This window comes from Anaerovorax odorimutans, from assembly GCF_024459955.1.
GTDB lineage: Bacteria > Bacillota > Clostridia > Peptostreptococcales > Anaerovoracaceae > Hominibacterium > Hominibacterium odorimutans_A.
On the sequence record NZ_JANFXK010000005.1, the window covers coordinates 150,915 to 163,974 of the forward strand.

The 13,060-nt window shown below is 49.0% G+C and carries 10 protein-coding genes; 3 read left to right on the forward strand and 7 right to left on the reverse strand.

What is annotated here, in order from left to right:
• Positions 1 to 532 precede the first annotated feature (532 nt).
• The 5 genes from NE619_RS06350 to NE619_RS06370 form a co-directional block, all read right to left on the reverse strand.
• Positions 533 to 802, reverse strand: coding sequence for a hypothetical protein (locus tag NE619_RS06350; protein ID WP_256131543.1), 270 nt, complete (start codon positions 800 to 802; stop codon positions 533 to 535).
• A gap of 149 nt (positions 803 to 951) precedes the next feature.
• Positions 952 to 2,187, reverse strand: coding sequence for a metal-dependent hydrolase family protein (locus NE619_RS06355; RefSeq protein ID WP_256131544.1), 1,236 nt, complete (start codon positions 2,185 to 2,187; stop codon positions 952 to 954).
• Positions 2,188 to 2,199: 12 nt separating this feature from the next.
• Positions 2,200 to 3,459, reverse strand: coding sequence for a chloride channel protein (locus tag NE619_RS06360; protein ID WP_256131545.1), 1,260 nt, complete (start codon positions 3,457 to 3,459; stop codon positions 2,200 to 2,202).
• Positions 3,460 to 3,467: 8 nt separating this feature from the next.
• The gene (pfkA, locus tag NE619_RS06365) at positions 3,468 to 4,430 is read right to left on the reverse strand and encodes a 6-phosphofructokinase (RefSeq protein ID WP_256131546.1); all 963 of its coding nucleotides are present in this window, start codon (positions 4,428 to 4,430) and stop codon (positions 3,468 to 3,470) included.
• Between the two features lie 12 nt (positions 4,431 to 4,442).
• A complete protein-coding gene (locus tag NE619_RS06370) occupies positions 4,443 to 7,958 on the reverse strand; it encodes a DNA polymerase III subunit alpha (protein WP_256131547.1) in 3,516 nt (1,171 codons plus the stop codon).
• Between the two features lie 121 nt (positions 7,959 to 8,079).
• Here NE619_RS06370 and NE619_RS06375 point away from each other — a divergent pair, with 121 nt between their 5' ends.
• The 3 genes from NE619_RS06375 (at position 8,080) to NE619_RS06385 (ending at position 10,820) form a co-directional block, all read left to right on the forward strand.
• The gene (locus NE619_RS06375; protein WP_256131548.1) at positions 8,080 to 9,531 is read left to right on the forward strand and encodes a L,D-transpeptidase family protein; all 1,452 of its coding nucleotides are present in this window, start codon (positions 8,080 to 8,082) and stop codon (positions 9,529 to 9,531) included.
• Positions 9,532 to 9,731: 200 nt separating this feature from the next.
• Positions 9,732 to 10,175, forward strand: coding sequence for a cell wall hydrolase (locus NE619_RS06380; protein ID WP_256131549.1), 444 nt, complete (start codon positions 9,732 to 9,734; stop codon positions 10,173 to 10,175).
• Between the two features lie 18 nt (positions 10,176 to 10,193).
• Positions 10,194 to 10,820 carry a hypothetical protein gene (locus NE619_RS06385; RefSeq protein WP_256131551.1) on the forward strand — a complete coding sequence of 209 codons (627 nt, stop codon included), beginning with the start codon at positions 10,194 to 10,196 and terminating at the stop codon, positions 10,818 to 10,820.
• A 153-nt stretch (positions 10,821 to 10,973) separates the two neighbouring features.
• Here the strand turns inward: NE619_RS06385 and NE619_RS06390 are convergent, their stop codons facing one another.
• Together NE619_RS06390 and NE619_RS06395 are read right to left on the reverse strand one after the other, a co-directional pair.
• Positions 10,974 to 11,495: a CarD family transcriptional regulator gene (locus NE619_RS06390; protein ID WP_256131552.1), complete on the reverse strand. Its 522-nt coding sequence runs from the start codon at positions 11,493 to 11,495 to the stop codon at positions 10,974 to 10,976.
• 137 nt (positions 11,496 to 11,632) lie between these two features.
• On the reverse strand, positions 11,633 to 13,051 hold the full coding sequence (locus NE619_RS06395; RefSeq protein ID WP_256131553.1) for a spore germination protein: 1,419 nt from the start codon (positions 13,049 to 13,051) through the stop codon (positions 11,633 to 11,635).
• Positions 13,052 to 13,060: the final 9 nt, after the last annotated feature.

Below are 13,060 nucleotides of genomic sequence, written 5' to 3' on the forward strand. Positions count from 1 at the left end.
TTCTGCACCTTACGGCGAAGCCGGTTCAATTGGAGAATATCGTATACGGTTCGCATCGGGTCCCAACCCCAAATATCAATAGGTGCAAGAATTTCTCATGATTTTGATAGTTTCACGAAAATTTCGCCGAGTTCTTTTCTGAAAGTATCATTTAGCCTTTAAATAATTGCATATTACGATACTCTTTCTTATTTTCCAGAGGCTATCCCGGCAAAACTATCATTTTTTCACTTTTTTCGAAGTCTATTTGACATTTGCATATTTCGGTTGCAAGCTGCCAGACATAAAACTTATAACTTGGGAAATTGATTCTCACAACACAGTGGGCAGCGGCAACTTTTTTCTAAAATCGGACTCTGGTTATCAGACTGCATTTCGTTTCCCACGTATTAAAAAAAGCAACCATTTACAGACATGATATCTGTTAACGCTTGCTTAAAAGTGGGTACTTTTAAAATATTATGGCTGCCGCCTGATTTTCCAGTCCCACCCGGAAGCGGCATTATACAAATTAGGATTTTGGATAAATACGTTATATCCTCATAACAGCGTTTTTCAACGCTTTTTTATCCACTTTCTGCTCTCTCAGAATCTGCATTCCGTCAATCGCAGCACCCAAATCGGTCTCAAGAATTTGAAAATTACGCTGATCTTGTTTTTGAAGCTGAATCACAGCTCCCTTCAACCCAGAGATGTCCGCTTGCATCTGCCGGCTTTGTTCCTTCAACCCTGCGACATCCGCTTGCAGCTGCTTTAAATCTTTTTGCATAGAGACCAATATTTCCTTTAATTCTGCATCCATACTATTTCACCACCTTTCCTTTTTATTTTAGCATGTTGGCTTACTGTGTTAAAGTCTTTCTTTTATGGCCATTATATAGCAACCGGGATTAATTGTCAATATTTTACAATTAATCCCGGCTATAAATTTTCTTGGAAGCAGCTCAATCATTATGCTCCTTTTACAAAGGCCCCTTCTTTCATAATCACTTCCATGTTATCCGTGGAAACAGCCTTGATGTCCTCAGCCGGGTTGCCGGAAAGCACCAGAAGATCGGCAAATTTCCCTGCTTCCAGCGTTCCGGTGATGTCATCGATTCGCAGCATTTCCGCTCCGTTTTTCGTTGCTGCCAGAATAACCTCCATGTTGGTCAGACCCGCCTTATTGAGCGCGTACATTTCGGTAATGGCATATTTCCCGTAAGGAGTCAGGGTACTGCAGAAAGAATCGGAGCCGACTGTGATACGGATGCCCTTCTTGTTGGCATTCAGCAGATTGTCGGTGATTCGATTCAGCTCCTTTTCCGCCGTTGTCGCACCTGGATATTTGTCGTGAATCGGGCGGTAAGGCGGTTCGTATACCGTAAACCATTCGGTAAAGAACTGGTATGTAGGGCAGAAGGTAATATCCTTTTCCTTCATGATTTCCAGACATTCTTCATTGAGCTCCTGTCCGTGGATCACAACGGAAACACCGGCCTTGCAGGAATTGAGCGCGCCTTCGTATCCCTCCGCGTGAGACCATACGGGAAGCCCGATCATATTGCTCTCATCCACGACAGCCTGAATTTCTTCCATGGTATAATGGGAGTCCGCCTTGGCATCATGGCGCCAAATGCCGCCGCCAGTAGACCAAATCTTGATGGCGTCTGGATTTTCACGAATCCTGCGGCGAATAGCTTTACGCAGTTCCCATGGTCCGTCCACCCGTTCCGCCCAGGGATGGGATGCTTCGTTATATTCCAAAGGCAGTTTATGAGAATCGCCGTGGCCGGCAGTCCTGCAGAATCCGATTCCCGCCGTCACCGTTCTCGGACCCGGGATGACGCCTGCTTCGATCATATCCCGGATATATGGACCAAAACGGGAAATCTCGCCTACGGAAGTGAGGCCGTTTTCCAGCGCTTCTCTGGCCTGCGCCACAGCTACCACGGCCTTCTGGAAGATCGGTTCCATAACCCATTCCGTATCGTTATCGCTGAGGTTGCCGCTGTAATGGAGATGGGAATCGATCAGTCCCGGCATAATCGTCTTTCCGGAAATATCCCGCACCTCATAGCTGCCGTCAAACTCTTTTTTAGGGCCTGCATAAACAATCTTTTTATCGTCAATCAGCACCAGTGAATCCGCTACTGGCTCGCCACCATTGCCGTCAATTAAAAGCCCATTTTCAAAAGCGATTTTCATAACATCCTCCTTTTATTTTGCATTTATATTGATATATTTTGCCTTAGTCTTACTATACATGATTTTCTGACTTCCGTACAGTCCATAATATCCGGAAAGCATATAGCTGATGCTGCAGGCTATGCCGAAGAAGATCAATCCCTGAGCGCCGAACAGTTCGATGCCCAGCAAAATCGAAGCTACCGGACTGTTGACCACCGCACAGAAGGTGGCAATAAGGCCGATTGCAGCCGCAAAACCAGGGTCCAGACCCAAGAGGCCCCCAACGAAACAGCCCATGGTCGAACCGATGAAAAAGGTCGGCACGATCTCGCCGCCTTTGAACCCCGCTCCTAAAGTCACAGCCGTAAACAAGATCTTAACCAGAAACGCCCACCAGTCGGCTTCTCCATCCAGCGCCTGAAAAATCACACCCATTCCTGAACCGTTATAATGGCCCGATGGGAATAGCATCGACAGCCCCACTATAACTATGCCTCCGGTCAGTATGCGCAGGTAGGGATTTTTAAAAAACTTTTCAAAAATATCATCCACCCGGTCCATCGTAAAAATATAGAGTATGCTCAGCACTGCGCAGCAGACGCCCAGCACCGCCACCCGCAGGACAGGAAACAGTCCGAAGTCCGGCACTGCCAGCACCTTTTCAATCTCCAGGTCAAAGCCAAAATAGCCGGAAATGCTGTAAGCCACCAGAGCGGAAACCAGACACGGCACCAGCCCTGAATAATAGATAACGCCCACGCTGATAACCTCCAGTGCGAAAAACACGGAAGTCAGAGGCGTGCCGAAAAGCGCCGCGAACACACCGCTCATGCCGCTGAGTACAATTAAAGACATATCTTTTTCATCCAGACGGAACAGCTTTCCCACATGGGTGCCGATGCTTCCTCCCAGCTGCAGCGCCGCGCCTTCCCGTCCGGCAGAGCCGCCCAGAAGATGCGTAATAACCGTGCTGACAAAAATCAGCGGGCCCAATATAACCGGAACTTCCTCCTCCGCCCGCACCGAGCCGATTACCCTGTCCGTGCCAATGGGCGACTTGATTCCACAGAGCTGATAGCAGCCTACAATTAAAAGACCACCCAGCGGCAGTAAAAAAATCAGCCAGGTGTTAGCCTGTCTCAGGACATTGGCGTTTTCTACAGAAAGACGAAAAAGCGTTCCTACTCCTCCACTGATTACACCGACAACACCCGCGATCAGCAGCCATTTGAAAAAGCTCCTCACAAAGATGCGGGCATATTTCACTCTACTTTTTATTTTATATTTCAATCTGTTTTTCACTTTGACAACACATCCGCTAAATGATACAGGTCCGTATCGAACGGCCGTTTGATAGAAAGGGCTTCCTCCAGGTCATAGGCTACGATCTCGCTGCCGCAGATACCGATGGCTTTGCTGTCTTCATCGTCGTACAGCAGCTCTACCGCTTTGCTGGCTGTTTGGCTGGCCAGCATGCGATCCTTTGCCGTAGGTGAGCCTCCCCTTTGCAGATAGGCCAGGATCACCACCCTAGTTTCCTTGCCTGTACGTTCCTCAACCATCTGTGCCAGCTCCTTGGCGTCTACGCCAACGCCCTCCGCCTTCATGATAATATCGTGCATCTTTCCCCGGTTCTTGCCCTGAATGATCTTTTTGCAAACTTTATTGATATCAAAGGGCATTTCCGGCACCAGAATATTATCAGCCCCTCCGGTCAGTCCCGCATAAAGAGCGATGTCTCCGCAATGGCGGCCCATGACCTCGATCACTGTAGCCCGTTCATGGGAAGAAGACGTATCGCGGATATTGGTTACTGCCGACAGGACGGTGTTGACCGCCGTATCGAAGCCAATGGTATAGTCCGTATAACCCAGATCATTGTCGATGGTTCCCGGAAGCCCCATGACAGTGATTCCTCTCTGTGAAAGCTCCAGTCCTCCCCGAAGAGAGCCGTCCCCTCCGATGACCACCAGTCCTTCGATGCCAAAAGCCGACAGCACATTGAGCGCGTGCTTCTGCCCCTCCTCTGTCTTAAAACGTTCGCTTCTGGCCGTACGCAGGATGGTTCCCCCTCTGTGGAGAATATCTCCCACTGAGGACATATCCATTTCCTTAATGGCGCCTTCGATCAGGCCTTCGTACCCTCGCTGTATGCCGTAGACCTCCATACCCCGGTCCAGCCCGCAGCGTACAACAGCCCGCACCGCGGCGTTCATTCCCGGAGCATCGCCTCCGCTTGTAAGCACTCCTATCCGTTTCACCTCTTTGCCTCCTTATACCTTCAGGTTTTCTCTGCCGATCAGCTGAGAAACTCTCTCACAGAAAGCTTCATCCGCATTGACCCAGAGATCTTGTTTTGTTTTCATCGCTTTTCCGGTCTGGCCCAGATAAATAATCACCGGCGTGCCGCCCTTATGCTGGGATAAAATTTCCCGAATCTGTTCCAGCCCGTTCTCCAAACTGTCAGGGATTCGGATCTTCACCACATTTTGAGCAGCTGTTTTGGCCCCCTGGCTGGTTTCTTTCAGATCCAGCACTTCATTGGCCAGGAGCTTCGGAAGCTCTCCCTCTTTAAAATTGATGCTGCCTTTTACAACGACCAGCGCGTCCTCCCGGATGAGCTGCGAGCAGCGCTCGTACACATTGGGAAATACCACCATCTCCACGTTGCCGTAAAGATCTTCCATATCCACAAAAGCCATCATTTTATTGTTTCTGGTCATCAGGGTCTTTTTGCTATTGATGATTCCGGCCATGGTAGCCCGCATACCGTCAAAGAGCACCGGCCCGGCTCCTGCGGCAGGGACCTCTCCTGTCTCTTCCTGATCGGCCACATGGGCCAGATCCTCAGCCGTCACATTAATCATCTTTCCGATTTGATCTTCATACTCCTTCAACGGGTGATCGGAAATGTATACGCCCAGCATCTCTTTTTCCAGGCTGCTGCGGTATTCCTTTGAAAAATTCTCCACATCCGGCAGACGGGCCGCCGCTTCTTCCAGTTCCATCTGTTCGGCGTTCAGCTGGAAGAGGGACATCTGCCCTTCGATATTTTTCCTGGAATCATTCTGCGCCGACTCGATCAGGCTTTCGTATACGGCCATGTGCGCAGCCCGGTTTTCATTGAGGCTGTCCAGCGCCCCCGCCTTAATCAGGCTCTCCACAGCCTTTTTATTCACTTCATGAATGTCCACGTTGCTGATAAACTGGAAAATATCCTTGGGGTTTCCCTTTTCTTCACGAGCCTTGATGATCGCTTCAATGGCGCCTTCCCCTACGTTTTTGACGCCCAGAAGCCCGAAACGGATCTTGCCGTCCTTCACGGTAAATTTCTTACCGCTCTCATTGATGTCCGGCGGCAGAACCTTGATGCCCATTTCCGTGCAGTTGCGGATATACTTTGCAATATATCCCGAATCGCCCATAACGCTGGTCATCAGCGCCGCCATGAATTCCACCGGATAATAGGTTTTCAGATAAGCCGTTTCATAGGCGATCACCGCGTATGCCGCCGCATGGGACTTGTTGAACGCGTATTCGGCAAAGCTTACCATTTGATTGAAGATTTCTTCAGCGATATTCTCCGGTATGCCGTTGCGCACGCACCCGGCGATCTCCACGTTGCCGTTCTCATCATCCTTGCCGTGGATAAAATATTCTTTTTCCTGGAGCATGACCTCCATCTTCTTCTTACCCATGGCTCGGCGCACCAGGTCCGATCTTCCGTAGGAATATCCGCCCAGCTCCCGCACGATCTGCATTACCTGCTCCTGATAGATCAAACAGCCGTAAGTAACCGACAGGATCGGTTCCAAGCTTTCATGGATGTACTCGATCTTATCGGGGTGTTTCTTATTTTCAATATAATTGGGTATGGAAGCCATGGGACCGGGACGGTAAAGCGCCACGCCCGCAACGATGTCTTCAAAACAGTCCGGCTTCAAATTTTTCATGAACTGGGTCATGCCGCCGCTTTCCAGCTGGAAGATACCCTGGGTATTTCCCTTGGCTATAATCTCATATACCTTGGGATCATCGTAATTCATTTTAGAAAAATCAATGGACTTGCCATAGTTGTTTTCAATCATTTCCAGAGCGTCCCGGATTACCGTCAGGTTACGCAGACCCAAAAAGTCCATCTTCAAGAGCCCCAGCTCTTCGATGGTAGTCATGGTAAACTGCGTGGAAACGCCCTTATCAGAAAAATACAGCGGCACGTATTCGTCGATGCTCTTTTTGGAAATTACCACGCCGGCCGCATGGGTGGAAGCATGGCGCGGCATCCCTTCCAGCGCCCTGGCCATATCCAGCACCTGCCGGACCTTCTCATCCTTTTCATAGGATGCTTTCAGCTCCGGGTTCATAGCCAGCGCTTTGTCAATGGTCATTTTCAGATCAAAAGGAATCGCCTTGGCAATGGCGTCGGTCTCCGGATAGCTGACGTTGAGCACCCTTCCCACATCGCGGACGGCGGCCTTGGCCTTCATGGTTCCAAAAGTAATGATCTGCGAAACTTTATCTTCTCCGTATTTTTCGATTACATAATCGATGACCTCCTGCCGTCTTTCATAGCAGAAATCAATATCAATATCCGGCATGCTGATCCGTTCCGGGTTGAGAAACCGTTCGAAAATCAGGCTGTAGCGGATCGGATCGATATCCGTGATCTTAAGCACATAGGAAACAATGCTGCCTGCGGCGGAACCCCTTCCGGGCCCTACCATGATTTTTTTACTCTTGGCATAGTTGATGAAATCCCAGACAATGAGGAAATATTCCACATAGCCCATCTTCTCTATGGTTGAAAGCTCGTATTCCAGCCGCTCCTGCAGCGCCTCCATATCCGCGTCTTCCTGCTCTCCGTATCGTTCTTCCAGTCCCTGCTGGCAAAGCTCCCGCAGATACTGCTGGTTGGTCTTGCCCTCAGGCGCCGTGAATTCCGGCAAATGAAGATTGCCGAACTCAAAGGAAACATCACATTTTTCCGCTACCTTCGCCGTATTGTCGCAGGCTTCCGGGAAGTTGGCGAAGATTTTGCGCATCTCTTCCTCGGATTTCAGATAAAACTGGTCGTTGGGGAAGCGCATCCTGTCTTCTTCATCAATGGTCGCCGCCGTCTGGATGCACAGCAGCACATCGTGGGCCTTCGCGTCCTCCCTGCGCACATAATGAACGTCGTTGGTCGCTACAAAAGGAATTCCTGTCTCCTCGTGGAGGCGGATCATATCGGGAAGAATTCTCGCTTCTTCCTCAAGTCCCTGGTCCTGCAGCTCGAGATAAAAGTTTTCTTCTCCGAAAATATCCCGCAGAGCCAGCGCTTCTTTTTTTGCGCCTTCATAATCCCGGTTCAAAAGCTTGCGCTGCACATCGCCCGCCAGGCAGGCGGACAAGGCAATGATCCCCTCACTATGCTTCCTCAGAACTTCTTTATCAATTCGCGGCTTATAGTAAAATCCTTTAATAAAACCTGCGGATACGATCTTGATCAGATTTTGATATCCCTGATTGTTTTTTGCCAGCAGCACCAGATGCCCCTGATATTTATCTTTATCCGCGTCTTTATCGGTCATAGACCTGGCCGCCGTATACACTTCGCAGCCGATGATCGGTTTTATGCCCTTATCCAGACATTCCCGATAAAAATCAATCACGCCGAACATGACTCCGTGGTCAGTAATGGCCACCGATTCCATGCCCAGTTCCTTTGCCCGCGCCACCAGATCCTTGATTCTGGCAGCCCCGTCTAAAAGGCTGTATTCCGTATGTACATGTAAATGTGTAAATGCCATCTATTTCTCCCAATCCTTACAAAATTATGCGATTCATTTTATTTTACCATAAAATACGAAAAATGCTTTTAAAAAAGCATAAAATATTGTAAAATATTGAGGTTGCGAGGTACTAGTAATTATGAAAAAAATTTTAATCCCACTCATTATTGTACTCTGTCTGGCCGGAGGCGGATTTGCTGTATGGAAAGTGCTGGACGCCAACGTTTTTTCCGTTGACGTGCTCCCACAGAAAACGACCATCAACACCATCGACTGCAGCGGTCTTACGACAGAACAGGCAAAAGAAAAACTGATCAAAGAATGGAACAGCAAGACATTCAATTTTACAGCAGACGGTAAAACGCTGGGCAGCATTTCCGATCTGCACTTTGACTATGGCATCGACGATGCCATGGCAAATGTAAAAAAGGACCACTTTTTCAGTGCCGCCCTTAATTATTTTTTCAAGGCTGATTTTGATGCGTCCGTAGACATGACCGTGAAAAAGGTCAACAAGGCGTTCAAAACGGATTTGAAAAATGCCGACTACCTGAAGGAAAAAGATCCGGTCGAAACGAAGGACGCTTATGTAGACCTTTCTTCGGAAGACTTTAAGATCGTCCCGGAAGTGTACGGAAACAACATCGACTATGATGTTCTGCTGAAAAAGATAACCGATCTGATCGCCAAGAATACGTTCACGCTGGAATATCAGGCATCCGACTTTTATACGAAACCGAAGGTAACGGCTGACAGCGAGGAGATCAAGGAACGTCAGGAATTCTGCAAAAAATATCTGACATCAAAGGTCACTTATATCCTGGGCAAAGACGAGGTCAAGATCCCTCCTGAGGAGCTGGAGAAGATCTTTGATATCGAAGTTGTGGAAAGCGGCTCCCCAAGTGAATCCGAAAAAGATGAAGCTGAAAAGGCCGCGGCCAAGGTCACCATCAAGGAAGACGCTGTCCGCGATTACGTGAAAAAGCTGGCTAAGGAATACAACACTCTGGGGAAAACCCGTGAGTTCACTTCTCTCAGCAATCGCAAGGTCAAGGTGTCCGGCGGCGATTACGGCTGGGCCCTCAGCGTTGATAAGGAAACAAAGCAGCTGATCAAGGATCTGAAAAGCGGAGAAGAGGTAAAACGCGAACCTGTCTGGCTCATGACCGGCTTCGGCGATTACAACAAGGAAGATGATATTGGAAATACATATGTGGAGGTTTCCCTTGCCGAACAGCATCTCTGGTATTTTAAAGACGGCAAAGAGATTGTAAACTGTCCGGTAGTTACCGGAAACGTCCTGTCCGGCTACAATACTCCCGCAGGAACCTTCAGCCTTACCTACAAACAGAGAGGCGCGACCCTGAAAGGCAACAATGCCGATGGAACTTCCTATTCAAGTCCTGTATCCTACTGGATGCCGTTCTACGGAAATTACGGAATGCATGACGCCCCCTGGCGGGGAGCCTTCGGCGGCAGTATTTACCGCGGCAGCGGCAGCCACGGCTGTGTCAACATGCCGGTCGCCTCTGCGAAAAAATTATTCAGCAATCTGGCCAATAAGGGAACACCTGTCGTTGTGCACTGGTAAGCAGGTACGTTTTCCGTCACAAAAGAAAATAAAAAGACCGTTCGATTTTTACATTTCGAACGGTCTTTTTATTTTCTTTGCGTTTACATCTGAGTTTTCTGTATATCCCAGATCCAAACGGATCTGGGAAGACATCAATTGCACCATATCCCCTGCCCCCGCATATACTGACTGTAGTATGAGAAGCAGAGGTGAATTTTATGGCACTAGACACTCGTGAGCTGTTCGCGCGGCTCATCCAATGCGAGGCGGGCGGAGAGGGTGACGACGGCATGCGGGCAGTAGCCACCGTCATCATGAACCGGGCCACCATCGATTACGGAGAATTTGCCCGGGTCAGCAATGGCGGAGACATACGCAACATTATCACCCAAAAAGGGCAGTTTGTCTGCATGAGAGAGTCCGTCGGCGGCCGCTATAACCCGCAAAACGTATATAATATGACGCCGACCGACATCCACTACGACATTGTAGACTGGGCCATGGCCGGCGGCAGACTCCAGGGCATTGACCATTCCCTGTTCTTTTTCAACCCTTACAGAGAAACCTGCCCGCCTTATTTCCCTACCAATGTGGGCGTGATTCATAACCGCATTGGCGACCATTGTTTTTATATTCCAACTTCGAACTATGCGAATACTTAAAAAGAGAGGTATGATTTTATGGCATGTTGTGAAACTCCATTGATACGTATTGAAAAAATCAAAAAAAATCAGATTGTAAATCCGGGATCATCTCCCTATGATCAAATGCCTGAGACAGGGGCCGGCAGCGGCACCCAGCCGGGGAACGTGCTTCCTGCGCAGGATATGACTCCGATCGTAACGCCCAACGCTCCGGGAACAGCAGGAAATCAGGCTCCGGCACCGCCGACCCAGTCCGGTTTAACACCGGAGCTGATTCCCAACGCTCCGACTTTCACCGTCCCAGCTAATCCGCTGCTGCCGGAAGGTTATCAGGAAGTCCTGGACTACAACGCCATTCAGTATGCCAATGGCTTTTACCGGACGCAGATCGGTCGTTATGTACGCATTGAGCAGCTGATGGGCTCCAATACCATTGAAACAAAGGAAGGCTATCTGATCGGTGTAGGTATCAACTACATCATTCTTCAGGAAATGTCCACCGGAAACATTCAGGTTATTGACTTCTACGGTATCAAAAGCGTGTACGTATACTACAATCTCGGCGGCAGCCCGGTTCTTCCGAGAACCATGGAAGCCGAGGCCGCAGGGACTTCCGCCCACCAGGAAACAGAAATAGAATCAGAATCAAAGGCGAAAAAATAAGACGGTTTCTATGGTTTTCCATAAAAATGCGTCCTTGATCCCTTAACGCAAAATCCCGACAGCCCACTGGCTTCGGGATTTTGCAGTATCCAAAATTATTTTTTTCCAATTCAGACCCGCTCGCGCCTACGGCAGGCAGCTGTTTAACTCCGGCTATGCGTGGAGCTTTTCTTCCGCTTCGATCTGCCGCTGAATAAAAGGCAGTACCTGCTCCGGTTTGATCCGCAGTACATAAGCGAATTCGTCATACAACAGCTTTTCCGCGTCTTTCAGGAAGCGTTCATCCACTTTATGCAGATTCTTTCCGATCTTTTTCTGTTCCTGCCTGTGCAGATACAACGTCTTTATCAGCTTTACGATTTCTCTGTGATTCCCTTTGAGAATAATCTCTTTATACTCCCTCATCCTGCTGCTCTCGTCGTCGATCCACGCCAGGGAGTCGCCCTCCGGCATTTCCTTGATGATCTTGCGGATCTCATCAGCTGAGAGGACGCGCCGCATCTTTGCCAGAAGGGCTTCATTATCAGCAGGCACGAAAATAGTAGCCGTATCATTGTACAAAGACCTCAGCACATAATACTCCATCTTCTCCCCTTTAAAATCCATCTCTGTGATTTCGGCAATTTGATAGACGCCTTCTGCCCCGTATAAAACCGTATCGTTCAAATGAAACATCCACATTCACTCCGTTTCTATAGTTTTCCCTCTATATTTTATCACTTGAAACCCGGGAAAAGTAAGTCTCAATTTCGAGAAACAACAAAATTTCTTCATACGTGCAAAAAGGGCTTGCCGCGGCAAACCCGTATTTATCATTCTTTCGTTCGGAACAGTAGTTTTTTCAGAGCTTTTTTATCAAGGGGAATCAGCGGATACAGGTAGCTGGTTCCTGCCAGGGTCTTGGTGGAAACCATAAATAACAGCCCTATGACAAGCCCGATCACCGCACCCCAGATTCCGTATACCGCAGCCCCGATCAGGATCAGGATGCGCATGAATTTTATCGCGTACCCCAGCTCAATACTGGGCTGGGTAAAGCTGGCCAGCGCTACTACTGCCATACAGAGAATCGTCTGGGGAATGAACCATCCCGATGATATGGAGAATTCTCCCAGAATCAAAGCGCCAATAACGGAAAGGGACATGCCCAGCGACTCGGGCGTATTGAGAGAAGCCAGCTTCAGTCCGTCGATAGCCAATTCCAGCAGGATAAACTGCCAGAACAGGGATATGGCAAACTCCTCATCAGGCACGAAAAAAGTCTCGTTGATGGGAATCGGGATATCCCCCTGACTCACCAGCAAGTATACCGGCGTAAGAAACAGAATCACCAGCGCGTTGGCAATTCGCAGCAGCCGGAAATAATTGCCCGTGATAACCGGGAAATAATAATCGTCCACATCCTGGACAAAGTCGAAGACCCCCGCCGGAATCAGAATCACCGTTGGCGAATTGTCTATGATGATCGCCAGTTTTCCCTCTGCTACATGGGCTGAAATAACATCCGGCCTCTGGGTATAGCGTACCTTGGGAAACGGATTCAGAAAACCGCCTCTGCGGCCTCCCCGCTTTCCCTGCAGCTTGCCCATGGCCTCGATCAGCGTCTGTTCACCAACCGTCGTGGTTTCCAGCTTCAGCTTGTTCAGCTCGTCCGACAGCCGCTCGACCAGCTTGGGATCCGCCTTTCCCTTCATATAGACAAGGCAGACATCGCTCTTGCTTTCATTGCCCACAATGAAACCTTTAAAAATCAGGTTATTGTCCCGCAGCCTCCGCCGGATGAGCGCTACATTGGTCATCATAATTTCCGTAAATCCGTCTTTGGCGCCCCGGAGCGATTTCTCTTTGGCCGGTTCCTCCACACTTCTCGCAGGATAATCTCTAATATCGATAATGATAATTTCATCCAGACCGTCAATAATAAACGGTATCAGCCCGGAATAAAAATGCTTTAAAGCTTTATCCACATCTGTCTCTGTCAGAGTGTCCAGAAACGGAAGATTATGTTCAATAAACGCTTTTGTGGTCTCTACGCCTTTCATTTTCTCCGGGGGCACCCGCAGCAGATAGGACATGACCCTCTGCATGACCTCGCCGTTGACCAGGCCGTCGATAAAAAAGATGGTCGTCTGCCTGCCCCCTATGGAAATGCTCCGCTCCAAAACATCAAAGCATTCACCCAGAGGCAGCTTGGTTCGGAACGCATTGAGATATTCCTTATATTTGTTCATATTTTTTCT

Bases quoted from the DNA above. Each gene is read 5' to 3' on its own strand.
- NE619_RS06350 (WP_256131543.1), bottom strand. From the start codon at position 802: ATGGATGCAGAATTAAAGGAAATATTGGTCTCTATGCAAAAAGATTTA.
- NE619_RS06355 (WP_256131544.1), bottom strand. From the start codon at position 2,187: ATGAAAATCGCTTTTGAAAATGGGCTTTTAATTGACGGCAATGGTGGC.
- NE619_RS06370 (WP_256131547.1), bottom strand. From the start codon at position 7,958: ATGGCATTTACACATTTACATGTACATACGGAATACAGCCTTTTAGAC.
- NE619_RS06375 (WP_256131548.1), top strand. From the start codon at position 8,080: ATGAAAAAAATTTTAATCCCACTCATTATTGTACTCTGTCTGGCCGGA.
- NE619_RS06380 (WP_256131549.1), top strand. From the start codon at position 9,732: ATGGCACTAGACACTCGTGAGCTGTTCGCGCGGCTCATCCAATGCGAG.
- NE619_RS06385 (WP_256131551.1), top strand. From the start codon at position 10,194: ATGGCATGTTGTGAAACTCCATTGATACGTATTGAAAAAATCAAAAAA.
- NE619_RS06390 (WP_256131552.1), bottom strand. From the start codon at position 11,495: ATGTTTCATTTGAACGATACGGTTTTATACGGGGCAGAAGGCGTCTAT.
- NE619_RS06395 (WP_256131553.1), bottom strand. From the start codon at position 13,051: ATGAACAAATATAAGGAATATCTCAATGCGTTCCGAACCAAGCTGCCT.